Here is a 24377-nt window from a genome sequence, read left to right as displayed (position 1 = left end):
TCGTTACGCAGCATGCTCCGTACGAACTTCAGATTCGATCAGGACACTAGCAGGTCTTTGATTCTAGAGCGTTTCATAATCAGGTTTCGGGCCCGCACAGGCCCTGGACCGGGATCCCGATCATCGGCCGAAACGGCCCGACCGGCCGTCAGCTCCTGTCCTTGAGCGCTGCGGCGAGCGAATGCGTCGCGCTGCCCGGCCTGAGCGGCTTGGGCTGGCTCGCATCGGGCGACCAGCCCGACAGCCACACAAAGGCGAACGTCGCCCGAACGCGGCCGTCCGGATCGGCGTGACGATCGGCATAGTGCCGCGCGGCGGCCATGAACAGGGCCCGTGAGGCCAGCCCTTTCGGCCTTGCGGCCAGCGCGTTGGTCGCGCCCATCGCCCGCAGATCGCGCATCAGATCGAGCGCGGTGTCGTAGCGCACCGTCACGGCCTCATGATCGGCGACCGGCAGCGCAAAGCCGGCGCGTTGCAACAGCGCACCCGCATCGCGCACATCCATGAAAGGCAGGATGCGGGGCGAGACCCCGCCGCTGACGGCCATCTCGGCCGCGGTCAGGCTGTCGCGCAGTTCGGCGAGCGTGCCGCTCGACGGCGCGCAGGCGAGCAGCAGCCCGTCGGGCCGCAGCGCGCGCCGCATCTGGATCAGGGCGCCGGGCAGGTCATCGAGTTCGTGAAGCCCCATCAGGCTGACGACGAGATCGGCCGCGCCGGGCGCCGCCTCCAGCCGCTCGGCCGCATCGAAATCGGCCAGCGCGCAGGCTTCGACCTTGCCGGTCGCCTCAAGGCAGTCCGCCGTCCGCCGCCCGTGCCAGCCGACCGCGAGCGCCCGCCCGAACGGGCGCTTCGTCACGGCGATCCGGTCGGCAAGCTCGCCGAGCGCCCGCGCGAGCAGAAAGTCGGCGCCTTCGACCGCCAGGCGCGCCGCCCTGGCCCGGTTTGCGGCAAGCTGCTTTTTGTCGATAATGGCTCGCATGGATGACATCGGGTCCCCCGCCGAACGGCCTCTATCCGCGCATGCCCGCCTGTGGGCGCGAACCGCCGGGCGGATCGCCGGCGCGGTCCTGTTCCCGGACGCATGCCTTGCCTGCGGTCGTCATGTCCAACGCCATGGCGCGCTTTGCGCCCGGTGCTGGACGGATATCGCCTTCATCGAACGCCCTTTCTGCGAGACGAGCGGCGCACCGTTCGCCCATGACTTCGGTGGCCATATGGTGAGCGCGGACGTCTTGGCCAACCCGCCCGCCTACGACAAGGCGCGCGCGGCCTGCATCCATGCCGGGGTCGCCCGCCAGATGGTGACCCGCCTCAAATACAACGACCGCACCGACCTTGCGCCCTGGATGGCCCGCTTCATGGCGCGGGCGGGCACGGAACTGGTCGCCGGCGCCGATGTGATCGTGCCCGTGCCGCTGCACTGGCTGCGGTTCTGGACCCGGCGGTTCAACCAGTCCGCCGAACTGGCGCGCGCGCTTTCCGCGCGGACGGGCCTGCCGATGGAGCCGGCCGTCCTGCTGCGCGCCCGCCGCACCCGCCGGCAGGTCGGCCTGACCGCAACGCAGCGCCGGACCAATGTGCGCGGCGTCTTCGCCGTGCCCGCCGACCGGCGCATCACCGTCCATGGCCGCGGGGTCCTGCTCGTCGACGACGTGCTGACCACGGGCGCGACGGTGGAGGCCGCCGCCGGGGCGCTGAAAAGGGCGGGGGCGGCGAGCGTCGCCGTGCTCACCTTCTCGCGCGTCGTCGCCGGCCACACCAACACGTGATCGGCGCGCCGGAAGACCATGGGCTTTCAACGGGCCCGCGCGCGGCCTATATCGCACCGGACCGAGATACGACCGGAAAGACGATAGCGATGGCACAAGTCACACTCTATACACGGCAATTGTGCGGTTTCTGCACCGCCGCAAAGCGGCTGCTCGACGCAAAGGGCATTGCCTATGTCGAGCACGATGCCAGCTTCGACCCGGCGCTCAAGCGCGAGATGATCCAAAAGGCCGGCGGCCGCGCGACCTTTCCGCAGATATTCGTCGGCGACACCCATGTCGGCGGCTGCGACGATCTGATGGCGATGGAGCGCGCCGGCAAGCTCGACGCGCTGCTGGCGGCATGACGATGCGCGTCGCCGCCGTCCAGATGCGTTCGGGCACCGATCCGGCCGCCAACGTCGCCGCCTTCACCGCGCTGGTCGACGAAGCCGCCGGTGCCGGCGCGCGCTATGTCCAGACGCCGGAGATGACCGGGCTCGTCCAGAAGGACCGCGCCGCGCTGATGGCGGCGATCAGCACGCAGCGGGACGATCCGCTCCTGGCGGCCGCGGCCGCACTGGCTGAAAGCCACCGCATCTGGCTGCATGTCGGCTCGACGCCGATCCGCCGCGCCGACGGCAAGGTGGCCAACCGCGCCGTGCTCTTTGCGCCGGACGGCGCGCTCGTGGCGACCTACGACAAGATCCACATGTTCGACGTCGATCTCCCCAATGGCGAAAGCTGGCGCGAATCGGCGATCTACGCGCCCGGCGAACGGATGGTCGTCGCCGATTGCGACGGGACGGGCCTGGGGCTGGCGATATGCTACGATCTGCGTTTTCCCAACCTGTTCGGCGACCAGGCCCGCGCCGGCGCGGACATCCTCACCGTGCCGGCGGCCTTCACGCGCCAGACCGGCGAGGCGCACTGGCACGTACTGCTGCGGGCGCGGGCGATCGAGAACGGCGCCTTCGTGATCGCCGCGGCGCAGGGCGGGCAGCACGCGGACGGACGCGAAACCTACGGCCATTCACTGATCCTTGACCCATGGGGCGCCATCATCGCCGACAAGGGCGATGACGCGCCGGGGCTGGTCGTGGCCGATATAGAGGTTTCGGCGACGGCCGCCGCCCGCGGACGCATTCCGAATCTGAACAATGGGCGGCCCTACACGCATCGGGACCGACAGGACGAACCGAAACGATGAAGTTCACGCTTCAATGCGACAATGACCACCGCTTCGAGGGCTGGTTCCGCTCGAACGAAGACTACGAAACCCAGGCAAAGCGCGGCTTCGTGGAGTGCCCGCAATGCGGTTCGATCCGCATCGCAAAGACGCTGATGGCGCCGCAGGTCGCAACCGGCCGGTCAAGGGATGCGCGCAAGGAAGCGGTGATGGTGGCCGCAGGCCAGGCAATCCGCCGCGAGATGCTCGACAAGATGCGCGAGGTCACGCGGCAGGTGAAGGCCCAGGCGCACGATGTCGGCGCCCGTTTTCCGGAAGAAGCGCGCAAGATGCATTATGGCGAAACGGACGCCAAGCCGATCTATGGCAAGGCCGCCCCCAAGGAGGTGGAAAGCCTGGTCGAAGAGGGCGTCGAGATCATGCCGCTGCCGGACCTGCCCGAGGAGTTGAACTGAGATCGGATGTGGTGGCGGCGCATGCCGGCAGCGTTGGTCCCCTGCCCCGAGTTTCCCTGACCCCGACCGGCAGGGCGGACCTCAATCCGCTCGCTTCGCCACCACCATATAGTTGACGTCCATGTCCCGCGACAGACGCCATTGGTCGGCCAGCACATTGTAGAAAACGCCCGACCGGTCGAAAACCTCGACGCCGGTGCCGGCGAGCGCCGCATCGATCTCCGGGGGCCTGACGAGCTTGTCGTAACGGTGCGTGCCCCTTGGCAGCCAGCCCAGCACATATTCGGCGCCGACGATCGCCAGCCCCCAGGCCTTCACCGTCCGGTTGATCGTCGCAACGAACATCAGTCCGCCGGGCCGCACCATCGCCGCGCACGATTTAAGGAACAGATCGACATCGGCGACATGCTCGACCACCTCCATGTTGAGGATGACATCGAACGTCTCGCCCGCCTCCTGCAACGCCTCGGACGTCGTCGCCCGATAATCCACCGCAACGCCCGATTGGGCGGCATGGATCTTTGCGACCTCGATGTTGGTTTCGGATGCGTCCGCCCCGACAACACCGGCGCCCAGCCGCGCCATCGGCTCGCTCAAGAGACCGCCGCCGCAGCCGATATCGAGCAGGCGAAGGCCGGCGAACGGCGCGGCCGCCTTCGGATCGCGGCCGAAATGGGCGCACACCGTGTCGCGAATATAGGTCAGCCGCACCGGATTGAACTTGTGCAGCGGCTTGAACTTGCCCTTGGGGTTCCACCATTCGGCCGCCAGTCTGGAGAACCGGTCCACTTCGGCCGGATCGATGGTGGTCGCGCTGTCGGTCATGGCGATGGTCCTTTCCATTGCAGCCGAAGTCGGGCGATGGCGCGTCGAAGTCAACCCGTCGGCTTGCTTGCGGGGTGCGGCATGTTCGGCTATGGACCGCCCGTTCCTCGACCAGCACCCGCCGGACTCCCGCGCCATGGCCCGCATCGTGATGAAATTTGGCGGCACCTCCGTCGCCGATCTGGACCGCATCCGCAATGTGGCGCGACACGTCAGGCGCGAGGTCGAGGCCGGCCATCAGGTGGCGGTGGTGGTCTCGGCCATGGCGGGAAAGACCAACGAGCTGGCCGACTGGGTACGTCGGATGCCGCTAGTGGCAGGCGCCAATGCCGCCTTTTACGACGCGCGCGAATATGATGCGATCGTCGCCTCGGGCGAACAGGTGACGAGCGGCCTTCTGGCGATCGCGCTGCAATCGATGGGGGTCGACGCCCGATCCTGGCAGGGCTGGCAGATCCCGCTCAACACCGACAATGCGCACGGCGCCGCCCGCATCGAGGCGATCGACAGCCCGGTCCTGCTCGAACGGCTGGCCATGAACCAGGTCGCCGTCGTCGCCGGCTTCCAGGGCATCGGTCCGGACAATCGCATCGCAACGCTCGGGCGCGGCGGCTCGGACACGTCGGCGGTGGCGATCGCCGCGGCGATTTCGGCCGACCGCTGCGACATCTACACCGACGTCGACGGCGTCTACACCACCGACCCGCGCATCGAGCCGGCCGCGCGCCGCCTTTCAAGGATCACCTTCGAGGAGATGCTGGAAATGGCCTCGCTGGGCGCCAAGGTGCTCCAGGTGCGCTCGGTCGAGATGGCCATGGTGCACAATGTGCGCACCTTCGTGCGCTCCAGCTTCGATGCGCCCGACGCACCGGGCATGGACGACGTCGACAACCCGCCCGGAACGCTGATCTGCAACGAGGACGAGATCGTGGAACAGGAAACCGTCACCGGCATCGCCTATGCCAAGGACGAGGCGCAGATTTCGCTGCGCCGGCTGGCCGACCGGCCGGGGATCTCGGCGGCCATCTTCGGCCCGCTCGCCGAAACCGGCATCAATGTCGACATGATCGTGCAGAACATTTCGGCCGACGGCCAGTTCACCGACATGACCTTCACCGTGCCCACGGGCGATGTCGACACGGCGCTGGCCGCGCTCGACGCCAGCAAGGCGGCGATCGGCTACGACACGGTCCAGTCCGAAACGGGCCTGGTCAAGGTGTCGGTGATCGGCATCGGCATGCGCTCTCATGCCGGCGTCGCGGCCACAGCCTTCAAGGCGCTGGCCGAAAAATCGATCAACATCCGCGCGATCACCACCTCCGAGATCAAGATCTCGATCCTGATCGACGGCGCCTATGCCGAACTCGCCGTGCGCACGCTGCACGGCGTCTACGGTCTCGACAAGGGCTGACCGGCCGGTCCAGATTGGCGTCATGAGCGCCGGTCCGACGCCACGTCACGATGGAGCATAGGGTGATGCGCGACAAGGATGCCGCCTCGCGCGTGCTGCTCAAGCGCATCCGCGAGATCATGGCGGAGCCGATGGCGCCGCAGGAGCGACTCGACCGCATCGTCGGCCAGATCGCCCGCTCGATGGTCGCCGAGGTCTGCTCGGTCTATGCGCTCCGCGCCGACGGCGTGCTCGAACTTTACGCGACGGTCGGCCTCAACCCCAAGGCCGTGCACCAGTCGCAGCTGCGCCTGGGCCAGGGGCTCGTCGGCACGATCGCCGCCAGTTCGCGCCAGCTCAACCTCGCCGAGGCGCAAAAGCACCCGGCCTTCGAATATCTGCCAGAGACGGGCGAGGAGCTCTACAACGCGTTCCTGGGCGTGCCGATCCTGCGCGCGGGCCGCACGCTCGGCGTGCTCGTCGTGCAGAACGAGGCGCACCGGGTCTATGGCGAGGACGAGGGCGAGGCGCTGGAGACCGTCGCCATGGTCATCGGCGAGATGATCGCCGCCGGCGATCTGAAGAGCCTGTCCTCGGCCGGCGTCGAACTGGACCTGGCCAAACCCGTCTCCCACCATGGCGCGCCGCTCTCGGAGGGCATTGGCCTGGGCCATGTGGTGCTGCACGAGCCGCGCGTCGTCGTCACCGACCTGTTCCACGACGATACCGAACGCGAGCTCGAACGGCTCGGCAAGGCGCTGTCGAGCCTGCGCCTGACGATCGACGACATGCTCGCCCGCGGCGACATGGCGCTCGAAGGCGAGCATCGCGACGTGCTGGAAACCTATCGGATGTTCGCCCACGACAAGGGCTGGGTGCAGCGCATGGAGGAGGCGGTCCGGAACGGGCTGACCGCCGAGGCCGGCGTCGAGAAGGTGCAGAGCGACATGCGCGCGCGGCTGGCCACGGTCACCGACCCCTATCTGCGCGAGCGGATGAACGATTTCGACGATCTGTCCAACCGGCTGATGCGCCAGCTCGTCAGCGGCGATGCGGCTGACCGGACGCTGGTCCTGCCCGAGGACGCCATCATCGTCGCCCGCAACATGGGCGCGGCCGAACTGCTCGACTATCCGCGCGACCGGCTGCGCGGCATCGTGCTCGAAGAGGGCGCGCCGACCAGCCATGTGGTGATCGTGGCGCGCGCCATGGGCATACCGGTCGCCGGCAGCGCCAAGGGCATGGTCGCCATGTCCGATTCGGGCGATGCGGTGATCGTCGACGGCCTGGACGGGCACGTCCATTTGCGTCCGCAGGCCGATGTCGAGGCCGCTTACGCCGAAAAGGTCCGCTTCCGCGCGCGGCGTCAGGCCGAATATGGCGCGCTCAGGGACACCAGGGCCGTCAGCGCCGACGGACAGCGCGTCACGCTGTTGATGAATGCCGGACTGCTCGTCGACCTGCCGCAGGTCGAACAGTCGGGCGCCGAAGGCATTGGCCTGTTCCGGACCGAGCTGCAATTCATGATCGCGGCCACCTTCCCGCGCGCCGAGGCCCAGCAAAGGCTCTACCGCTCCGTGCTCGATGCGGCGGGCGGCAGGCCCGTCACGTTTCGCACGCTCGACATCGGCGGCGACAAGGTGCTGCCCTATTTCCGCAACGCGGCCGACGAGGAAAACCCCGCGCTGGGCTGGCGGGCGGTGCGCCTCGCCCTCGACCGGCCCGGGCTTTTGCGCACCCAGATGCGCGCGCTGCTGAAGGCGGCGGCGGGGCGCGAATTGCGCGTCATGCTGCCGATGGTGACCGATTTGCGCGAGATCGATCAGGCGCGGGCGCTGATCATGCGCGAGGTCAAGCACCTGTCGCGCTTCGGACACGGCCTGCCGCTGGCGCTGCGGCTGGGCGCGATGCTCGAAGTGCCCTCGCTTCTGTTCGATCTGGACCGGCTCATGGACAGCGTCGATTTCGTCTCGATCGGCTCGAACGACCTGTTCCAGTTCATGCATGCCGCCGACCGGGGCAACGCGCTGATCGGCGACCGGTTCGACGCGCTTTCGCCGGCCTTCCTGCGCGCGCTCAAGGCGTCGGCGGAAGCGGCCGGACGGCACGGCACGCCACTGACCCTTTGCGGCGAGATGGCCGGCCGGCCGCTCGAAGCGCTGGCGCTGGCCGCGCTGGGCATCACGACCCTGTCCATGTCTCCGGCGGCGATCGGCCCCGTCAAGGCGGCGATCCTGAAGACGGACCTGTCGGCCCTGGCGGCGGTCATCGGCCAGGCCCTTGAAACCGGCGCGCCGGCCGCCGATATCCGGTCCGCCCTGCAAGGGTTCGCCGACGCGCGCCAAATCGGCGTTTGACAGCCGGCGCTCCGCCGCCCAAAACCTCGACCATGCTCGACCTGCCCGCCGACAAGATGGACCAGATGGTCAAGCGCTTCGACATGCTCGAAGCGCAGATGGCCGCGAGCCCCGACAGCGGGACTTATGTCAAGCTGGCCGCCGAATATGCCGAACTGGAGGACATTGCGCGCAAGATTCGCGCCTTTCGGAGCGCGGTTTCAGAGCGCGACGACCTTGAGGCGATGCGCGGCGAGGCGGAGACGGACGCCGAGATGCGCGCCCTGGCCGAAGATGAACTGGCGCAGATCGACGCGCGCATCGACCGGCTCCGGGACGATATCCGCATCCTGCTCCTGCCGCGCGACGCCGCGGATCAGAAAAGCGCGATCCTGGAGATCCGCGCCGGCACGGGCGGGCTGGAGGCGGCCCTGTTCGCCGGAGACCTGTTCCGCATGTACGAGCGCCACGCGGCCGCCCATGGCTGGAAGATGACGGTCCTGTCGGCTTCGCAGGGCGATGCGGGCGGCTACAAGGAGATCATCGCCGAGGTGGCGGGGCGCAGCGTCTTTTCCAGGTTCAAGTTCGAGTCCGGCGTCCATCGGGTCCAGCGCGTGCCGGAGACCGAGGCCGGCGGGCGCATCCACACCTCGGCGGCGACCGTGGCCGTGCTGCCCAAGGCCGAGGAGGTCGACATCGCGATCGGGCCCGATGAGGTAAGGATCGACACGATGCGCGCCTCGGGAGCCGGCGGCCAGCACGTCAACACCACCGATTCGGCCGTTCGCGTCACCCACATCCCGAGCGGGATCGTCGTGGTGCAGTCGGAAAAGTCGCAGCACCAGAACCGCGCGCGCGCCATGGAGATACTCCGCGCGCGCCTGTTCGACGAGGAGCGCCGCAAGGCGGCCGACGCGCGCTCCGAGGCCCGCCGCCTCCAGGTCGGCTCGGGCGACCGGTCCGAGCGCATCCGCACCTACAATTTCCCGCAGGGCCGCGTCACCGACCACCGCATCAATCTGACGCTCTACAAGCTCGACCGGGTGATGGAAGGCGATCTGGACGCAATCATCGACGCTCTGGTCGCCGACCATCAGGCGCGCCTTCTGACCGAGGAGGCGACCGGCTGAGATGACGGCAACGGCAACGCTTCAGTCCGCCTATGAGGATGCGGTCGCGCACCTGTCGCGGGCCGGCTCGCCGACGCCCGATCTCGACGTCACGCTTCTGGTCGAGCACACGACCGGGCTGACCGCGCTCGACCGGCTGACGCGGCCCGAGCACGTCCTGAACCCGCGCCAGCACGGCGCGCTCAAGACGGCGGTCGCCCGGCGCATGGGCCACGAACCGGTGCATCGCATCATCGGCTGGCGCGAATTCTACGGCCTGCCGCTGTCGCTGAACGGCCACACGCTGGTGCCCCGGCCGGATACCGAAGCGCTCGTCGATCTGGTCCTTCCCTTCGTGCGACGACGCGCCGAAGCGGACGGCGCGTGCCGGGTGCTCGATCTGGGCACGGGCAGCGGCGCGATCGCGCTGGCAATTCTCGGCGAGGTGCCCGGCGCGAAGGCGGTCGGCAGCGACATCGCGCCCCAGGCGCTCGACATGGCTCGGCGCAACGCCCAGGCACTCGGGCTGACGGATCGCTTCGAGACGCTGCATTCGAACTGGTTTTCCGACGTGCGCGGCCGGTTCGACCTGATCGTCTCCAACCCGCCCTATGTGCCCACGGCAACGATCCCGACGCTCGATCCGGACGTGCGCGATCACGATCCGCTGACGGCGCTCGACGGCGGGTCGGACGGGCTGAACGCCTATGGCACCATCGCCGCCCGCGCCCTGCCCCATCTGAGCGATGACGGGCGGATCGCGGTCGAGATCGGCAAGGGCCAGCGGGCGGCGGTGGACGGCCTTTTCACCGCCGCCGGCCTTAGGGTCGCAGCCGGCGCGCGCGATCTGGGCGGCGTCGAAAGGGCGATTTTGTTCAGCCGGTAACACGATTTCGGCGCGGATGCGAAAAAATGCCTTGGCAATTTGTGCTTGGCTCGCTACCACTGTGCAAAAGTGCCGAACCTCGGACCGGTCGGCAGTCAGGCAACCGACAGCGACAAATTCGATCCCGCAAGGCCCGTCGAGCCGGCGGTGCGCTGTCCAGCCACGACAAATCGCAGGGGCGATCTGAAACGATTGGGAGCTGTCGCATGTGATGTGCTTGCCGCGCCGCAGGACCGGTTCGACCCGCGTACACCTTTCCCTCTCCGGCGCCTTGACGCGCCCCGCGACGAAACGCCGAAGTACGACAATTAAGAGAGTTTGATGAGACCACAGCAACAAGGACGCCGCTCCCGCAACCGCGGAGGCGGCCGCCGCAATCAGAACCCGCTCCAGCGCAGCTATGAGAGCAATGGGCCCGATGTGAAGATTCGCGGCAACGCCCAGGTGATCGCGGACAAATATGCGACGCTGGCGCGCGATGCGCTGTCGTCCGGCGACAGCGTGATGGCGGAGAACTACCTCCAGCACGCCGAGCACTACAACCGCATCATCCTCGCCGCCCAGCCGCCGCAGCGCGAAGACCGCGACGATGAGGACGAACAGCCCGAAGGCCAGCAGCCCGCCAATGGCGAGGACCGGCAGGCACAGACGGTGCAGACACAGGCGGCGCAGGCACAGGCGGTGAAGGAGCAAGGCCAGGAGGACGGCCAGCAGCAGGGGCGCCGTCAGCGCCGCCGCCGCGATCGCAACGACGAACGCGACGGGGTTCCGGCCGAAGCCGGCGGCAACGGCGACGCCGAGGCCGCCCCGCCCGCCGCCGCCGATGCGAGCGAATTGCCGCAGCCGGTGATCGAGGGCACGCCCGCCGAGGTGCGCCAGGAGCAGGCGCAGCAGGAAGGCGTGGCCGAGACGGCGGAAAAGGAAAAGCCCAAGCGGACGCGCCGGCCCCGCAAGAGCGGCGATGACGCCGGACCTGACGGGTCGGCCGACGGGTCGGACCCGTCGGAAACGGCGGTCGCCGCCGAATAGGCAGCGCGCGCCGGCGCTTCCCCGGCGGCGGCCTTGGGGCCCCTTGTTTTTATCGCACCTGTCTTTTTTCCCGTCCGGAACGTCCCCATATCGCAATCGCAAGGGCTCGCCGCTTGTCGGGAGCCCGTCATCGATTGGAACCCGTCATCGCCCATCGGGGGTGACCGGAAGATTGGAGACACACGATGAATCCGGACAATTATTCCGAACGCGTGCGCGGCTTCATCCAGTCCGCCCAGACGCTGGCGCTGGGATCGAGCCACCAGCAATTCACCCCCGAGCACGTCCTCAAGGTGCTTGTCGACGATGCGGAAGGCATGGCGGCCTCGCTGATCGAGCGCGCCGGCGGCAACGCCAGGGACGTGCGCCTGGGCGTGGAAACGGCCCTGAACGCGCTGCCAAGGGTCGAGGGCGGCAATGGCCAGCTCTATCTGGCCCAGCCGCTCGCCAAGGTCTTCACCACCGCCGAGCAGATCGCCAGGAAGGCCGGCGACACCTATGTCACCGTCGAACGGCTGCTGCTGGCGCTGGCGATGGAGAAATCGGCGAAAAGCGCCGACATACTGGCCAAGGCCGGCGTCACGCCAGCAGCGCTCAACCAGGTCGTCAACGACATCCGCAAGGGCCGCACGGCCGACACGGCGAGCGCCGAGAGCGGCTATGACGCGCTGAAGAAATATGCCCGCGACGTCACCGGAGACGCCCGCGAAGGCAAGCTTGACCCGATGATCGGCCGCGACGAGGAAATCCGCCGCGCCATCCAGGTCCTGTCGCGCCGCACCAAGAACAATCCGGTCCTGATCGGCGAGCCCGGCGTCGGCAAGACCGCCATCGCCGAGGGCCTGGCGCTTCGCATCGTCAATGGCGACGTGCCCGAGAGCCTGCGCGACAAGCAGCTTATGGCGCTCGACATGGGCGCGCTGATCGCCGGGGCGAAATATCGCGGCGAGTTCGAGGAGCGGCTCAAGGCGGTCTTGTCCGAGGTGCAGGGCGCCGACGGCGCCATTATCGTGTTCATCGACGAGATGCACACGCTGGTCGGGGCCGGCAAGGCGGACGGCGCCATGGACGCCTCCAACCTGCTCAAGCCCGCGCTGGCGCGCGGCGAACTGCATTGCGTCGGCGCCACCACGCTCGACGAATACCGCAAGCATGTCGAAAAGGACGCAGCGCTCGCCCGCCGGTTCCAGCCGGTCTTCGTCGGCGAGCCGACCGTCGAGGACACGGTGTCGATCCTGCGCGGGCTGAAGGAGAAGTACGAACAGCACCACAAGGTGCGGGTCTCGGACTCCGCCCTCGTTGCGGCCGCCACGCTCTCCAACCGCTACATCACCGACCGCTTCCTGCCCGACAAGGCGATCGACCTTGTGGACGAGGCCGCCTCCCGCCTCAGGATGCAGGTGGACTCCAAGCCCGAGGCGCTCGACGAGATCGACCGCCGAATCATCCAGCTCAAGATCGAGCGCGAGGCGCTGAAGGTGGAGACCGACCGCGCATCGAAGGAGCGGCTCGAAGCGCTGGAAAAGGATCTGGCGGGCCTTGAGGAGGAATCGGCGCAGATGACCGCCACCTGGCAGGCCGAAAAGGAAAAGCTCGGCACCGCCGCCGACCTGAAGCGCGACCTGGACGAGGCGCGCAACGAACTGGCCATCGCCCAGCGCCAGGGCGAATTCCAGCGCGCCGGCGAACTGGCCTATGGGCGCATTCCCGAACTGGAACGCAAGCTGGAGGAAGCCGAGGCGCGCGGCGACGGCGATGCCGGCTCGATGGTCGAGGAGACCGTCACGCCCGATCACGTCGCCCACATCGTCTCGCGCTGGACCGGCATTCCGGTCGACAAGATGCTCGAAGGCGAGCGCGAAAAGCTGTTGCGCATGGAAGACGAGATCGCAAGGCGCGTCGTCGGCCAGGGCGAGGCCGTGCGGGCCGTCTCCAAGGCCGTCCGGCGCGCCCGCGCGGGCCTTCAGGACCCCAACCGGCCGATCGGCTCGTTCATCTTCCTGGGCCCCACCGGCGTCGGCAAGACCGAGCTGACCAAGGCGCTTGCGAACTTCCTGTTCGACGACGAGCACGCCATGGTGCGCGTGGACATGAGCGAGTTCATGGAAAAGCACGCCGTCTCCCGGCTGATCGGCGCGCCGCCCGGCTATGTCGGCTACGAGGAAGGCGGCGTTCTGACCGAGGCGGTGCGCCGCCGGCCATACCAGGTCATTTTGTTCGACGAGATCGAAAAGGCCCATCCGGACGTCTTCAACGTGCTGTTGCAGGTGCTCGACGACGGCCGCCTGACCGACGGTCAGGGCCGCACGGTCGATTTCCGCAACACGGTCATCATCATGACCTCGAACCTGGGGGCCGAGTTCCTCGTCAATCTCGGCGAGGGCGAACAGGTCGACCGGGTGCGCGAGGACGTCATGGGCGTCGTGCGGGCCGCGTTCAGACCGGAGTTCCTGAACCGCGTGGACGAGGTGATCCTGTTCCAGCGCCTGCAAAAGGCCGATATGGGCGCGATCGTCGACATTCAGCTCCAACGCCTCGAAACATTGCTCGCCGAGCGCAAGATCACGCTCAGGCTCGACGGCGACGCCCGCCGCTGGCTGGCCGACAAGGGCTACGATCCCGCCTACGGCGCAAGACCCCTGAAAAGGGTGATCCAGAAGCAGGTGCAGGATCCGCTCGCCGAGAAGATCTTGGGCGGCGAGATCGCCGACGGCTCGCACGTCAAGGTGCTCGAAGGCTCCGACCGGCTCAACTTCAAGCCGGTCGCCGCCGCCAACGAGGATCGCGCCGAGGAAGCGGCCTGAACGAAAGCGTCGGCTGCGTGCGCCTGACGAATCGGAATGGGCTTGAGCTTGCGCGGCCGATCCGCCGTGGCTTTGCGGTGACATTCATCGGCTGATTGCCCGCCCCGCGCCGTCCGTTGCGGCGCAGCGATTTACATTGCGACGCACAAGCGCCAAAATCGCGCGGCAAGCGCGAAAGAGGAAACCCAATGGCTGCGATGATCGATGATCTGAAGACGATCGGCGTGATCGGCGCCGGGCAGATGGGCGGCGGCATCGCCCAGGTATCGGCCGCGGCGGGCTACACGGTCATCATCTGCGATGTGTCCGAGAAGGCCGCGCGGAGCGGGCTCGACAAGGTCGCGGCCGGCACGCGGAAACAGGTCGACGCCGGCCGGATGGAGGCGGCCGAGCGCACCGCGATCCTGTCGCGAATCTCGGCCGGCGGCACGATGCAGGACCTTTCCGGCTGCGATCTGGTGATCGAGGCGGCCAGCGAGAACGAGGAGGTCAAGCGCCGCATCTTCGCCGATCTGTGCCCGGTTCTGGCGCCCGAGGCGATGATCGCGTCCAACACCTCGTCCATCTCGATCACGCGGCTCGCGGCGGCGACCGACCGGCCGGAGCGCTTCATGGGCATTCACTTCATGAACCCGGTGCCGCGCATGAAGCTGGTCGAACTGGTGCGGGGCATCGCCACGGCCGACGCGACCTTCGATCTCGCGCGCGCCTATGTGGACAGGCTGGGCAAGACCGCGACCGTTTCCGAGGACTTTCCGGCCTTCATCGTGAACCGCGTCCTGCTGCCCATGATCAACGAGGCGATCTACACGCTCTATGAGGGGGTCGGCTCGGTCGAGGCGATCGACACGGCGATGAAGCTGGGCGCCAACCATCCGATGGGCCCGCTGGAACTGGCCGACTTCATCGGGCTCGACACATGCCTTGCCATCATGCAGGTGCTGCATGACGGGTTGGCCGATTCCAAGTACCGGCCGTGCCCGCTCCTGGTCAAATATGTCGAGGCGGGCTGGCTCGGCCGCAAGACGGGCCGCGGCTTTTACGACTATCGCGGCGACACGCCGGTTCCCACGCGATAGGCCGCGCCGCGAAACCGGTCAGTAGAGCGGCGACACGCTGCCGTCGGACCTGTCGCCTCTTTCCGGCATGCCGGTCGCGCACAGGGCCGGCAGGTCGGCCAGCCGGCGCGCCATGGCGCCGCGCAGGACGCCCTTGCGCATCGGCGGCGCGGCCCCGCGCGAGGGGGCGCTCCTTTGCCGGGACGGTTGCGGGAAGGCGATGACACCGGACGAGGCGGGCGGCGAGGCCATGACGAACTCCGTTGCGTTTAGAGCGTCCTGTCATGAGATTGAACGCTCTGGTCCTCCCCGACAGCGGCGATCCTAGCCATGAATCGGTCCTATTCAAGGCGGGATTGTGCGCCGCACAAAATTTCATCGCCCTGTCATCGCAGGCACGCGCGCGCGGAGGTGATTGACCGGCGGGCGCCCGCCGTCTAGAAAGGTCTTTCCGTGGTGATTTGGCCGGTCGGCTTGCAGCCACGTAAAACAACTCGCTAAAGGACCGAGACGCGATGGGACCGGCAGCGAGCATTCGCCGCCGGTTTTGTTTCGCACGAGTGACGCCATGCCGATCAAGATCCCCGACGCCCTGCCCGCCCGCGACACGCTTCTGGCCGAGGGCGTGATGGTCGTGGACGAGAAGATGGCCACGCGCCAGGACATCAGGCCGTTGCAGATCGGCCTGCTGAACCTGATGCCCGACAAGATCAGGACCGAGACGCAGATCGCGCGGCTGGTCGGCTCGACGCCGCTTCAGGTGGAGCTGACGCTGGTGCGGATCGGCAACCACAGGTCCAAGAACACGTCCGAGGACCATCTGATCTCCTTTTACCGGACCTGGGACGAGATAAGGGACCGCAAGTTCGACGGCTTCGTCGTCACCGGCGCGCCGATCGAGACCCTGCCGTTCGAGGATGTCACCTACTGGGCGGAACTCAAGCGCATCCTCGACTGGACCGCCACGCACGTCCATTCGAGCTTCTTCATCTGCTGGGGCGCGATGGCGGCCGCCTGGCACTTCCACAAGGTGCCCAAGCACACCCTGTCCAGGAAGGCCTTCGGCGTCTATCGGCACAGGAACCTGAACCCGGCCTCGCCCTATCTGGCCGGCTTCTCGGACGATTTTCAGATCTCGGTCTCCCGATGGACCGAGATGCGCCGCAGCGAACTGCCCGCCGACGGATCGCTCGAAGTGCTGATGGAATCGGCCGAAACCGGCCTGTGCCTGCTGCACGAGGCCTTCGCCAACCGGCTCTACATCTTCAACCATATCGAATATGACTCGACCACGCTCGCCGACGAGTATCGCCGCGACGTCGGAGCAGGAACCTCGATCGAGGTGCCGCGCAACTACTTCCCCGACGACGACCCGGACAACAAGCCGCTCAACCGCTGGCGCAGCCATGCCTTCCTGCTGTTCGGCAACTGGATCAACCAGACCTATCAGACAACGCCCTTCGACGTCGCCGAGATCGGAACCGGCAGGCAGGTGAACCGTGACGCCCGCGATCCGGCCGCCTGAACCGGACGACCGCCGGGGCCGGTCCGTTTCGCGCGGGCGCCGCCATGTCCGGGCGGCCGAAAATATCTGCTATCGTCTGGCCGTTTCAGCCGCCGGATCCACCGCGTTCACGAGCTATGACCCGACATGACCGACGCACCGACCAAGGCCGCCGTTGAAGACGCGTTGCGCCGGATCGCCCTGCCCGACGGACGCGATCTCGTAGAGGCCGGCATGATCTCGGACATCTTCGTCGCCGACGGCAAGGTCTTCTTTTCGATCACCTGCGCCGCCGACGAGGCCCCAGAGCTCGAACCGGTGCGCCAGGCCGCGCAAAAGGCCGTCACCGCCATCAAGGGCGTCAAAAGCGCGATGGTCGCCCTGACCGCCGAGAAGAAGACGCGCGGGGACGTCCCGCCGGCCCCGCCGCCGCAGGCTCCCGCCGCGGGGCGCCGCCCCGTCACCGACCGGGCCAAGCCCGACGTGCCCGGCGTCCGGCACATCATCGCCATCGCCTCGGGCAAGGGCGGGGTCGGCAAGTCGACCACCGCGATCAATCTGGCGCTCGGGCTCAAGGTGTCGGGCCTCAAGACCGGCATCCTGGACGCCGACATTTACGGCCCCTCCCTGCCGCGCCTTCTGGCGCTCAGGGACGCCAAGCCGCAGCAGATCGAGGGCCGCATCCTCAAGCCGGTCGAGAAGTACGGCCTTCAGGCCATGTCGATCGGCTTCCTGGTGGAAGAGGAAACGCCGATGATCTGGCGCGGGCCGATGGTGGTTTCGGCGATCACGCAGATGCTGCGCGAGGTCGCCTGGTCCGATCTCGACGTGCTGGTGGTCGACATGCCGCCGGGCACGGGAGACGCGCAACTGACCATGGCGCAGAACGTGCCGCTGTCCGGCGCGGTGATCGTGTCGACGCCCCAGGATCTGGCCCTGATCGACGCGCGCAAGGGGCTCAAAATGTTCGAGAAGGTCAATGTGCCCCTGCTCGGCATCGTCGAGAACATGAGCTATTTCGTCGCCCCCGACACGGGCCGGCGCTACGATATCTTCGGCCATGGCGGCGCCAGGGAGGAGGCCGGGCGCCTCGGCGTGCCGTTTCTGGGCGAGGTGCCGCTGGTCATGGCCATACGCGAGACCTCGGACGCGGGCACGCCGATCGCCGTGGCCGAACCGGACGGCCCGCACGCGGCGATCTACACCGCGATCGGCGCGCAGGTGGCGGCGGCCCTCAGCGCGGGCGCGGGGGCAAGACCGGCACCCGCCATCATCTTCGATTAGATATCCGATCACGGCATTTGACGGATTGGGTCGGGCCGAAGCGTCCGGGCCCGGCTTGGCGCACAGTCTTCGCAGCGCCTCGCAGGCGAAATCGAGAACATCATACCCCGCACCTCGAATCAGGGTTCGGGGAGAAGCGCAAAAAAGGCATGAAAAACAATGCTTTTTTTGTTGAGTGGTGGGCCCGGAGGGACTCGAACCCCCAACCAAGCGGTTATGAGCCGCCGGCTCTGACCAATTGAGCTACGGGCCCCACGCCGCCCGTGCCTAGCGGAAAGGGAAAATGGGGGCAAGCGAGCAGCGCGACAATGCAAGCGGCACCACAATTCGCGCCCATTTTTCGGTCAACGCTCGCACCGGGGAACAAAGAACGAGGACCAAGCCGTGAACGCCAACCGATTTTTCCGGACCGCCGCCTTCGCCGCCCTGTTCGCATTTGCGGCCGGCGGCCCGGCGCTTGCCGCCGAAGGCGCCGTCACACCGCGGATTTCCGTCTCCGCCACCGGCACCGCCGACATCGCGCCGGACATGGCGGTCATCCACCTGACGGTGCTGCGCGAAGCCGAAACGGCGCGCGAGGCGCTCGATGCGAACACGGAGGCGATGGCCGGCGTGCTCGAAGCGATGCGGGCCGAAGGGATCGAGGCGCGCGACCTTCAGACGTCGAACTTCGGCATCCAGCCGCACCTTGTCTATCCCGAGCCCGCCGGCGGCATGCATCCGGTGCCGCGTATTGCCGGCTACAAGGTCTCCAATTCGCTGACCGTGCGCATTCGCGATCTCGGCCGGCTCGGCGCGATCCTGGACGCTTCCGTCACGCTCGGCGTGAACCAGGGCGGCGGGATCACCTTCATCAATGACGACCCGTCGGCGGCGATCGCCGAAGCGCGGACCGAAGCCGTGCGGAACGCCATCGCCAAGGCCGAAACCCTCGCCGGGGCGGCGGGCATCGGGCTGGGTCCGATCCTGTCGATCTCCGAACGGGCCCCGGAGCCTGGACCAATGCCCTTGGCGCGCGCGGCGATGACGAACATGGCCGCCGAAGCGGCGGTGCCCGTGCCGGTCGCGGCGGGCGAAAACACCTACCGAGTCAGCGTGAACGTGACGTTCGAACTCGACCGGTAGAACGGTTCGTCGCCTTAGCCGGCCGAAAGCGCCGGCCAGTTGGCGTCGCCCTTGGCGATATTGCCGGGAATGTCGCGCTCCCAGCGGCGGCGTACGCCCTTGGAAAGGTTGAGGTACAGCCTGCCGTCATGGATGGTGAAGGCTTCCGGGTCGATCGCCGCCGTATAGCCGTTGGCGACCGCATAAGCGCAAAAGCCGCCATATTGCGGGACGAAGCGGGCCGGGCCGGCAAGGAACGCATCGCGATTGCCGGCGGAAGCGAAACGGTAGGTGGCGCCGTCATGGTCGACGGCGATCGAGGCATCGCCGCGCACGGCGGCCGTTTGCGTGAAATAGGCGACCGGATCGTAACCCTTGACGGCGACGCCGCCGTCGAGATTGGTGCGGCCGGCGCGGGCATGGCGGGCGCTGGCCGCAAGAGCGGCCACGGCCATGGCCCCGCCGCCCAGCGCCAGGAAGGCGCGCCGGTCGAGCCGCGCGGTGGCGGACTTGACTTTGCCGCGGACGAAATGGCTGGCCATGGCGATCTCCATCGGTTCAAGCATCGGTCCGCCAGAACGTGCCAAACGGCGGACACCCGTTCAAATCGCATCTGGTGACACCGGCACACATCTGCGTGAATCGAACCTGGGTCAGGCCCCCAGGGACTTGATCCAATACTCCATCGGCTTGTCCGTCTCGTGCGGCTCGCCAACATCCCTCCAGGCGAACCGCGTGCGAACGCCGTGGAGCCGGACATAGCCGCGCCGGGTCCAGAACCCGTCGAGCGGAACATGGCCGGCCGGACGCAAGGGATGATCGTCGGGGCGGATGACGGCCGAGAACAGGCATTGCGCAAAGCCCTGCCGCCGCGCTTCGGCCTCCCGCAGATCGAAGAAGGCGACGCCCGCGCCCCGTCCGCGATAGTCCGGCAACAGCACCGATTCGCCGAAATAGAAGAAATCGTCCGGGTCGAGGCCCCTTGCGGCGAAAGGCGCGGCGAACGCGTCCTTGTGCGCGCCAAGGGGCGCGGCGGTCGACGCGCCCACCAGCGCATCGCCGTCGAACGCGCCGGCGACGAAGGCGCCCGGCGCGTCCATATAGGTGGCGAGATAGCGCCGCTCATAGGCCATGTCGCCGTCATAGAGATAGGGGAAGGCGCGGAAGACGGCGATGCGCAGACGCGCCAGATCGTCAAAGCGCGCCTCGGCCTCCATCGCCGTCAGGGGCCGGACGTCGATCACGCCCGCCATGAGACCTGCGCGATCCGTTCGGTGGCATTGCAGCGGGCGGTCACGCGGCCGATCCTTCCCTTTTCCGGCCGGACACCGGCTTTCGCCGCGCCGACGGCAATGGCTGGGTCACAGATCCCCGCCGACGAGATGGTCGAGATAGTCGCCGTCATGGGCCATATCCTGTTCATGCGCCGTCACGCGCCCCAAAACGGACATGCCGGCCTCGTGCACGCTCATCGGATCGCCCGAGACGAGCGGATGCCAATCGTGGAGCGGCCTGCCCTCGTCGACCAGCCGGTAGGCGCAGGTCTTCGGCAGCCAGGCCAGTTCGCGGACATTGTCCGGCGTCAGACGCACGCAGTCGGCCACCTCGTCCTGCCGGTTCGCATAGTCGGAGCAACGGCAGGTGGCGGCATCGAACAGGCGGCAGGCGACGGTGGTATGGTGTATCTCGTCCGTTTCCTCGTCGATCAGCTTGGACATGCAGCACTTGCCGCATCCGTCGCACAGGCTTTCCCATTCGCGCGCGGTCATCTCGGCGAGCGATTTGGTCTCCCAGAACGGGCGTTGTGCGGCCGGGTCGGCGGACATGGTCTCCTCAAGCGGCGTTGCGCGCCGCCTCGGCGCGGCGGGCGCGGTGCCATCGTTGCCAGCGCAGGAAACCCCGATAGCCCATTTCGGCCAGGCCGCGAAGCCCCGGCACCGAAAACAGGAAGGCAAAGCGCCGCCAGACCGGCAGGACGCGCCAGATGCGGGCAAAGGCATCGACGCCCACATGCCATCGGCCGCCATCGCGCTCGCGCGCGTGGAAACGGCCGAGCAATTCCGAGCGCGTCCTGCCGGCCGGCAATTGCGCCTCGGTCAGCGCCGCAATGTCGGTCCAGACGATCGCGCCGATCCGATCAATCCGGGCATAATAGCCCACCTCGATCCGGCAGACCGGGCAATCGCCGTCATAGAAGACCTCGATTGCCGCGCGGGCCGAACGGGGCGCCGTGTCGTTCTTTGGCGTTCTCATGAAGACGCAAATAGAGCCCAAACGGAAGCGGACCAGCCGGACCGATTGCCGCCTGTCACCGGCCGCGCTCGGCGATCACGCTGCGGCCGAGACGCCGAACGGCCTGACGCAGCCCCTCATCGTCGAACTCCGCAGCGAGCGCTTCGATCCGGTCCCGCTGTTCGGCGCTGAGGGGGCGGGCGGGCCTGGGCGCGGGCGCTTCCACGGTCAGCCTCTTCTGGACCAGCTTGATCCGGCCGATGGCCTCAAAGCCCATGAAGGCATTGATCCGCGCGACGATTTCGTCCCCCTGGTGCTGGATGTGCAGCGCGGCCGCCGCCTCCGCCGCCACGACCAGAACGCCCGGCTCGAACGGATCGTCCCGATGGGCGCGGCGCGGCCAGTCGATCTTGAGGGGACAGGACGCCTCGGCGAGGCGCGCGCCGGCGATCTCCCGCCAGGCATCGACAAGCGACAGCGACAGGCCGGCGCGCTTTGCGAGCACCGGGTCGAGAACGGCGTTGACGAGACGGGCGGCGGGCTTGGCCATCGCCGAAGACTAGAGCGTTCCGCCACGAGATGGAAGCGGCGGCGGCGCGCCATTGCGCATGGCGGCCGTCCCTGCCTATCTGCGTCCATGCTCGGTTCCTCCGATTCCGCCATCTCCGACAGCCCGGCCGCAGGGCTTCTTGCCTGGTACGACACCCATGCGCGCGAACTGCCCTGGCGCGTGGGTCCGCGCGCGCGGGCGGGCGGCGTCCGGCCCGACCCCTACCGCGTCTGGCTGTCGGAGATCATGCTTCAGCAGACCACGGTCGCCGCCGTGCGCGACTATTTTCACGCCTTTACCGCGCGCTGGCCCGATCTGGCCGCGCTGGCCGCCGCGCCCGAAGACGACATCCTCAAGGCCTGGGCGGGGCTCGGCTATTATTCGCGCGCCCGCAACCTCAAGAAATGCGCCGACACGGTGATGGCCGATCATGGCGGGCGGTTCCCGGCCGACCTGGACGCGCTGCGCGCCCTGCCCGGCATCGGCGAGTACACGGCGGCGGCGATCGCCTCGATCGCGTTCGACATCCCCGCGCCAGTCGTCGACGGCAATGTGGAACGCGTCGTCACGCGGCTGGAAGCCATCGACACGCCGCTGCCCAGGGCCAAGCCGGCCATCCGGGCGCTGGTGGCCGATATGCTCGATCCGGCGCGGCCGGGCGATTTCGCGCAGGCGATGATGGATCTGGGCGCGACGATCTGCACGCCAAGGCGGCCCGCCTGCCTGCACTGCCCGCTGCGGAACGATTGCGCGGCGCTTCAGGCCGGCGAGCCGGAGCGCTTCCCCGTCAAGCCGCCGAAGAAGGACAAGCCGACGCGCGTGGGCGCGGCCTTCGTGCTGGTCCGGCCCGACGGAGCGGTGCTGTTGGAAAAGCGGCCGGACAAGGGCCTTCTGGCCGGCATGGCGCAGGTTCCCACCTCGGGGTGGACGGCGCGCGCAGACGGCGCGACGGACGCCGGCGCCGCGCCGGTCGAAGGGCCCGGCTGGCAGCGGTGCGGCACGGTCGGCCATGTCTTCACCCATTTCGTGCTCGAACTGACGGTCTGGAAGGCGACCGGGGACGCCCAGCCGAAGGGCCGGCAATGGTGGTCCGAACCCGGCGCGCTCGCCGGCGAGGCGCTGCCCACCGTCATGAAAAAGGCAATCGCCCGCGCTCTGCCGGACGCGTTTTGAGGGAGCGGCCATGACCATTCGCCGCATCGTGTTCGACAGCGGCAAATGGAGGGCGCGCGGACCTGCGGCGCTTCGGTGTTGGCCTGGCGTGAACGGCGCCGGGCGGCAATGGGCGGCCGGTCAGCCAGCGGCGGCCATCCGGTCACGCACCTGCTGGCGCAGCGCGTCGATCGGCTTGAGAGCCGAGGCGTCCTCGTAGTGCCAGAAAGACCAGCCGTTGCAGGCATCGAAACCCTGCACGCGCGCACCCATCTTGTGGATCGAACCCTGGTCGCTGCCGACGCGCAGCGAACCATCGGCCTGCACGGTCGCGGTCCAGCGCCGCCCGGCGTCGGTCAGGGTCGCACCCGGCGCGAGAAGGCCCGCCTCGATGAGCGCGAGGAAGGCGACGCGCGGCTGGGCGCGCTTGCCGGAGACGAGCGTCAGGTTGGCCCCGTCGATCGGCTCGACCGCGGCGATGCGCCGTTCGGCCGCCTCGATATAGGCGCGCTCACGCTCGATGCCGATGAAATGCCGGCCAAGGCGCCTGGCGACCGCGCCGGTCGTGCCGGTGCCGAAGAACGGGTCGAGCACCACGTCGCCGGGTTTCGATGCGGCCAGCATGAGCCGGCCGAGCAGCGCCTCGGGCTTCTGGGTCGGGTGGACCTTGTCGCCGTTCTCGTCCTTGAGCCGTTCGCCGCCGGTGCAGATCGGGAAAAGCCAGTCCGACCGCATTTGCAGGTCCTCATTGGCGGCCTTCAGCGATTCATAGTTGAAGGTGTAGCCCTTGGCCTTCTGGTCCCGGCTGGCCCAGATCAGCGTCTCGTGCGCGTTCTGGAACCGGCGGCCGCGAAAGTTCGGCATCGGATTGGTCTTGCGCCAGATGACGTCGTTGAGGATCCAGTAGCCCAGATCCTGCATGGACGCGCCGACGCGGAAGATGTTGTGGTAGGAACCGATCACCCAGATCGTGCCGGTCGGCTTGAGGACGCGGCGCGCGGCCAGAAGCCAGGCGCGCGTGAACGCATCGTAGGCCTCGAACGAGGCGAAACGGTCCCAGGCGTCGTCGCAGGCGTCGACCTTGGAGCGGTCCGGCCGGTGCAGGGCGCCCTCAAGCTGCAAATTGTAGGGCGGATCGGCGAAGATCATGTCGACCGACCTTTCCGGCAGCCGCTCCATGGCGGCCACGCAATCGCCCGGAACGATCGTGTCGAGCGGGAGCGGCGGCGGATCGGACCGTCGGGCCTTGCGGCCGGACGGCAGGGTCAGGTGTACGCGAGACATGAAGCACCCGATCTGAGAAGCTGCGATCGGGCCCATGGTTACCGCGATGGGTAAACATGGCGTTCAGCGCCATGGTAAACGAAACGTTAGCGCCCTTGCGGGCTGGCGCCGGGATCAGGGCGTGTCGTAGGGGCCCTCGTCGAAGCCGACCAGCACGACGAGATTGCGCGCCTCGGGCTCGGGAAGCGCGATCTGGTCGTCGCGATAGATGAACTGGGTCGCGCCGCCGCCCATCATCACCTCAAGGCGGCCGAGCTGCGAATAGGACAGCTCGTCGCCGGCGCGGATCGCCACACGGACGGGCAGGTCCAGCGCGCCCGGCGCGCCCATGGGGCCGTTGACCACGCGGCCGGCCGCCGCCACGGCCATGAGAAGCTGGCCGTTGCGATAGCGGCAGGTGCGCGTGACATCGGTGATCACCGCCTGATGAACCACCTC

At 68.0% G+C, this 24377-nt stretch carries 24 protein-coding genes, 1 tRNA gene, 1 pseudogene and 1 riboswitch; of the genes and pseudogenes, 15 read left to right on the top strand and 11 right to left on the bottom strand.

What is annotated here, in order from left to right:
- Positions 1–148 precede the first annotated feature (148 nt).
- Positions 149–988 carry a methyltransferase domain-containing protein gene (locus AC5E6L_RS03680; RefSeq protein WP_491771346.1) on the bottom strand — a complete coding sequence of 280 codons (840 nt, stop codon included), beginning with the start codon at positions 986–988 and terminating at the stop codon, positions 149–151.
- On the opposite strand from AC5E6L_RS03680, the gene AC5E6L_RS03675 reads away from it, so the two are divergent.
- The 4 genes from AC5E6L_RS03675 (at position 987) to AC5E6L_RS03660 (ending at position 3392) form a co-directional block, all read left to right on the top strand.
- The gene (locus AC5E6L_RS03675) at positions 987–1769 is read left to right on the top strand and encodes a ComF family protein (RefSeq protein ID WP_491229762.1); all 783 of its coding nucleotides are present in this window, start codon (positions 987–989) and stop codon (positions 1767–1769) included. The two genes, AC5E6L_RS03680 and AC5E6L_RS03675, sit on opposite strands and share 2 nt — an antisense overlap.
- Before the next feature lie 89 nt (positions 1770–1858).
- The gene (gene grxC / locus AC5E6L_RS03670) at positions 1859–2116 is read left to right on the top strand and encodes a glutaredoxin 3 (RefSeq protein WP_491229759.1); all 258 of its coding nucleotides are present in this window, start codon (positions 1859–1861) and stop codon (positions 2114–2116) included.
- On the top strand, positions 2113–2958 hold the full coding sequence (locus tag AC5E6L_RS03665; protein ID WP_491771344.1) for a carbon-nitrogen hydrolase family protein: 846 nt from the start codon (positions 2113–2115) through the stop codon (positions 2956–2958). Before grxC ends, AC5E6L_RS03665 begins: the two co-directional genes overlap by 4 nt.
- Entirely contained in the window at positions 2955–3392 is a 438-nt protein-coding gene (locus tag AC5E6L_RS03660) for a DUF1178 family protein (RefSeq protein WP_491771342.1), read from the top strand. Before AC5E6L_RS03665 ends, AC5E6L_RS03660 begins: the two co-directional genes overlap by 4 nt.
- 81 nt (positions 3393–3473) lie before the next feature.
- Here the strand turns inward: AC5E6L_RS03660 and ubiG are convergent, their stop codons facing one another.
- Positions 3474–4217 (bottom strand): bifunctional 2-polyprenyl-6-hydroxyphenol methylase/3-demethylubiquinol 3-O-methyltransferase UbiG, encoded by a 744-nt coding sequence (gene ubiG, locus AC5E6L_RS03655; protein WP_491229756.1) that lies wholly within the window; start codon positions 4215–4217, stop codon positions 3474–3476.
- A gap of 136 nt (positions 4218–4353) precedes the next feature.
- Between ubiG and AC5E6L_RS03650 the strand changes: the two genes are divergently transcribed.
- The 7 genes from AC5E6L_RS03650 (at position 4354) to AC5E6L_RS03620 (ending at position 14850) form a co-directional block, all read left to right on the top strand.
- Entirely contained in the window at positions 4354–5628 is a 1275-nt protein-coding gene (locus tag AC5E6L_RS03650; RefSeq protein ID WP_491771350.1) for an aspartate kinase, read from the top strand.
- A gap of 65 nt (positions 5629–5693) precedes the next feature.
- Positions 5694–7964, top strand: coding sequence for a phosphoenolpyruvate--protein phosphotransferase (gene ptsP / locus AC5E6L_RS03645; protein WP_491771340.1), 2271 nt, complete (start codon positions 5694–5696; stop codon positions 7962–7964).
- Positions 7965–7996: 32 nt separating this feature from the next.
- Positions 7997–9073 carry a peptide chain release factor 1 gene (prfA, locus tag AC5E6L_RS03640; protein WP_491229936.1) on the top strand — a complete coding sequence of 359 codons (1077 nt, stop codon included), beginning with the start codon at positions 7997–7999 and terminating at the stop codon, positions 9071–9073.
- A 1-nt stretch (position 9074) separates the two neighbouring features.
- Positions 9075–9938 carry a peptide chain release factor N(5)-glutamine methyltransferase gene (gene prmC / locus AC5E6L_RS03635; RefSeq protein ID WP_491771337.1) on the top strand — a complete coding sequence of 288 codons (864 nt, stop codon included), beginning with the start codon at positions 9075–9077 and terminating at the stop codon, positions 9936–9938.
- Between the two features lie 321 nt (positions 9939–10259).
- Positions 10260–10967, top strand: coding sequence for a DUF4167 domain-containing protein (locus tag AC5E6L_RS03630; RefSeq protein WP_491229934.1), 708 nt, complete (start codon positions 10260–10262; stop codon positions 10965–10967).
- Between the two features lie 185 nt (positions 10968–11152).
- The gene (clpB, locus tag AC5E6L_RS03625; RefSeq protein ID WP_491229933.1) at positions 11153–13771 is read left to right on the top strand and encodes an ATP-dependent chaperone ClpB; all 2619 of its coding nucleotides are present in this window, start codon (positions 11153–11155) and stop codon (positions 13769–13771) included.
- Between the two features lie 197 nt (positions 13772–13968).
- Positions 13969–14850: a 3-hydroxybutyryl-CoA dehydrogenase gene (locus AC5E6L_RS03620; protein WP_491771348.1), complete on the top strand. Its 882-nt coding sequence runs from the start codon at positions 13969–13971 to the stop codon at positions 14848–14850.
- Positions 14851–14868: 18 nt separating this feature from the next.
- On the opposite strand, the gene AC5E6L_RS03615 is transcribed toward AC5E6L_RS03620, so the two are convergent.
- Positions 14869–15081: a hypothetical protein gene (locus tag AC5E6L_RS03615; RefSeq protein ID WP_491771334.1), complete on the bottom strand. Its 213-nt coding sequence runs from the start codon at positions 15079–15081 to the stop codon at positions 14869–14871.
- Between the two features lie 191 nt (positions 15082–15272).
- A riboswitch (SAM riboswitch) is annotated at positions 15273–15350 on the top strand.
- Between the two features lie 47 nt (positions 15351–15397).
- Between AC5E6L_RS03615 and AC5E6L_RS03610 the strand changes: the two genes are divergently transcribed.
- Both AC5E6L_RS03610 and AC5E6L_RS03605 read left to right on the top strand, forming a co-directional pair.
- Positions 15398–16354 (top strand): homoserine O-succinyltransferase, encoded by a 957-nt coding sequence (locus AC5E6L_RS03610; protein ID WP_491771332.1) that lies wholly within the window; start codon positions 15398–15400, stop codon positions 16352–16354.
- Between the two features lie 126 nt (positions 16355–16480).
- Positions 16481–17617, top strand: a complete 1137-nt coding sequence (locus tag AC5E6L_RS03605; RefSeq protein ID WP_491771330.1) for an Mrp/NBP35 family ATP-binding protein — start codon at positions 16481–16483, stop codon at positions 17615–17617.
- A gap of 176 nt (positions 17618–17793) precedes the next feature.
- On the opposite strand, the gene AC5E6L_RS03600 is transcribed toward AC5E6L_RS03605, so the two are convergent.
- A tRNA-Ile gene (locus tag AC5E6L_RS03600) sits at positions 17794–17870 on the bottom strand.
- Between the two features lie 131 nt (positions 17871–18001).
- Here AC5E6L_RS03600 and AC5E6L_RS03595 point away from each other — a divergent pair.
- Positions 18002–18742: an SIMPL domain-containing protein gene (locus AC5E6L_RS03595; RefSeq protein WP_491771328.1), complete on the top strand. Its 741-nt coding sequence runs from the start codon at positions 18002–18004 to the stop codon at positions 18740–18742.
- Between the two features lie 14 nt (positions 18743–18756).
- Here AC5E6L_RS03595 and AC5E6L_RS03590 read toward each other — a convergent pair whose 3' ends face one another.
- The 5 genes from AC5E6L_RS03590 to AC5E6L_RS03570 all read right to left on the bottom strand — a co-directional run bounded on the left by AC5E6L_RS03590 (position 18757) and on the right by AC5E6L_RS03570 (position 21503).
- Positions 18757–19287 carry a YHS domain-containing (seleno)protein gene (locus tag AC5E6L_RS03590; protein ID WP_491771326.1) on the bottom strand — a complete coding sequence of 177 codons (531 nt, stop codon included), beginning with the start codon at positions 19285–19287 and terminating at the stop codon, positions 18757–18759.
- An 87-nt stretch (positions 19288–19374) separates the two neighbouring features.
- Positions 19375–19974 carry a GNAT family N-acetyltransferase gene (locus AC5E6L_RS03585; RefSeq protein ID WP_491771324.1) on the bottom strand — a complete coding sequence of 200 codons (600 nt, stop codon included), beginning with the start codon at positions 19972–19974 and terminating at the stop codon, positions 19375–19377.
- A 108-nt stretch (positions 19975–20082) separates the two neighbouring features.
- Entirely contained in the window at positions 20083–20547 is a 465-nt protein-coding gene (locus AC5E6L_RS03580) for a YcgN family cysteine cluster protein (protein ID WP_491230735.1), read from the bottom strand.
- A 7-nt stretch (positions 20548–20554) separates the two neighbouring features.
- Positions 20555–20974, bottom strand: coding sequence for a thiol-disulfide oxidoreductase DCC family protein (locus tag AC5E6L_RS03575; RefSeq protein ID WP_491230736.1), 420 nt, complete (start codon positions 20972–20974; stop codon positions 20555–20557).
- Positions 20975–21029: 55 nt separating this feature from the next.
- Positions 21030–21503: a DUF721 domain-containing protein gene (locus AC5E6L_RS03570; RefSeq protein ID WP_491230737.1), complete on the bottom strand. Its 474-nt coding sequence runs from the start codon at positions 21501–21503 to the stop codon at positions 21030–21032.
- 87 nt (positions 21504–21590) lie between these two features.
- Here AC5E6L_RS03570 and mutY point away from each other — a divergent pair, with 87 nt between their 5' ends.
- Positions 21591–22676 carry an A/G-specific adenine glycosylase gene (gene mutY, locus AC5E6L_RS03565; protein ID WP_491771321.1) on the top strand — a complete coding sequence of 362 codons (1086 nt, stop codon included), beginning with the start codon at positions 21591–21593 and terminating at the stop codon, positions 22674–22676.
- A 120-nt stretch (positions 22677–22796) separates the two neighbouring features.
- Here the strand turns inward: mutY and AC5E6L_RS03560 are convergent, their stop codons facing one another.
- Together AC5E6L_RS03560 and AC5E6L_RS03555 are read right to left on the bottom strand one after the other, a co-directional pair.
- Positions 22797–23939, bottom strand: a complete 1143-nt coding sequence (locus AC5E6L_RS03560; RefSeq protein ID WP_491771320.1) for a site-specific DNA-methyltransferase — start codon at positions 23937–23939, stop codon at positions 22797–22799.
- A 114-nt stretch (positions 23940–24053) separates the two neighbouring features.
- A pseudogene (locus AC5E6L_RS03555) lies at positions 24054–24377 on the bottom strand (hypothetical protein); the annotation flags it as partial.

Source organism: Roseitalea sp., assembly GCF_984466335.1.
The sequence above is the reverse complement of the archived record's forward strand: the minus strand, read 5'-3'. Positions and strand labels throughout refer to the sequence as shown.

Bases quoted from the DNA above. Each gene is read 5' to 3' on its own strand.
- AC5E6L_RS03605 (WP_491771330.1), top strand. From the start codon at position 16,481: ATGACCGACGCACCGACCAAGGCCGCCGTTGAAGACGCGTTGCGCCGG.
- AC5E6L_RS03560 (WP_491771320.1), bottom strand. From the start codon at position 23,939: ATGTCTCGCGTACACCTGACCCTGCCGTCCGGCCGCAAGGCCCGACGG.
- AC5E6L_RS03580 (WP_491230735.1), bottom strand. From the start codon at position 20,547: ATGTCCGCCGACCCGGCCGCACAACGCCCGTTCTGGGAGACCAAATCG.
- clpB (WP_491229933.1), top strand. From the start codon at position 11,153: ATGAATCCGGACAATTATTCCGAACGCGTGCGCGGCTTCATCCAGTCC.
- prfA (WP_491229936.1), top strand. From the start codon at position 7,997: ATGCTCGACCTGCCCGCCGACAAGATGGACCAGATGGTCAAGCGCTTC.
- AC5E6L_RS03585 (WP_491771324.1), bottom strand. From the start codon at position 19,974: ATGGCGGGCGTGATCGACGTCCGGCCCCTGACGGCGATGGAGGCCGAG.
- prmC (WP_491771337.1), top strand. From the start codon at position 9,075: ATGACGGCAACGGCAACGCTTCAGTCCGCCTATGAGGATGCGGTCGCG.
- AC5E6L_RS03570 (WP_491230737.1), bottom strand. From the start codon at position 21,503: ATGGCCAAGCCCGCCGCCCGTCTCGTCAACGCCGTTCTCGACCCGGTG.
- AC5E6L_RS03650 (WP_491771350.1), top strand. From the start codon at position 4,354: ATGGCCCGCATCGTGATGAAATTTGGCGGCACCTCCGTCGCCGATCTG.
- AC5E6L_RS03590 (WP_491771326.1), bottom strand. From the start codon at position 19,287: ATGCTTGAACCGATGGAGATCGCCATGGCCAGCCATTTCGTCCGCGGC.
- AC5E6L_RS03575 (WP_491230736.1), bottom strand. From the start codon at position 20,974: ATGAGAACGCCAAAGAACGACACGGCGCCCCGTTCGGCCCGCGCGGCA.
- AC5E6L_RS03660 (WP_491771342.1), top strand. From the start codon at position 2,955: ATGAAGTTCACGCTTCAATGCGACAATGACCACCGCTTCGAGGGCTGG.
- AC5E6L_RS03665 (WP_491771344.1), top strand. From the start codon at position 2,113: ATGACGATGCGCGTCGCCGCCGTCCAGATGCGTTCGGGCACCGATCCG.
- ubiG (WP_491229756.1), bottom strand. From the start codon at position 4,217: ATGACCGACAGCGCGACCACCATCGATCCGGCCGAAGTGGACCGGTTC.
- grxC (WP_491229759.1), top strand. From the start codon at position 1,859: ATGGCACAAGTCACACTCTATACACGGCAATTGTGCGGTTTCTGCACC.
- AC5E6L_RS03620 (WP_491771348.1), top strand. From the start codon at position 13,969: ATGATCGATGATCTGAAGACGATCGGCGTGATCGGCGCCGGGCAGATG.
- mutY (WP_491771321.1), top strand. From the start codon at position 21,591: ATGCTCGGTTCCTCCGATTCCGCCATCTCCGACAGCCCGGCCGCAGGG.
- AC5E6L_RS03630 (WP_491229934.1), top strand. From the start codon at position 10,260: ATGAGACCACAGCAACAAGGACGCCGCTCCCGCAACCGCGGAGGCGGC.
- AC5E6L_RS03680 (WP_491771346.1), bottom strand. From the start codon at position 988: ATGTCATCCATGCGAGCCATTATCGACAAAAAGCAGCTTGCCGCAAAC.
- ptsP (WP_491771340.1), top strand. From the start codon at position 5,694: ATGCGCGACAAGGATGCCGCCTCGCGCGTGCTGCTCAAGCGCATCCGC.
- AC5E6L_RS03615 (WP_491771334.1), bottom strand. From the start codon at position 15,081: ATGGCCTCGCCGCCCGCCTCGTCCGGTGTCATCGCCTTCCCGCAACCG.
- AC5E6L_RS03610 (WP_491771332.1), top strand. From the start codon at position 15,398: ATGCCGATCAAGATCCCCGACGCCCTGCCCGCCCGCGACACGCTTCTG.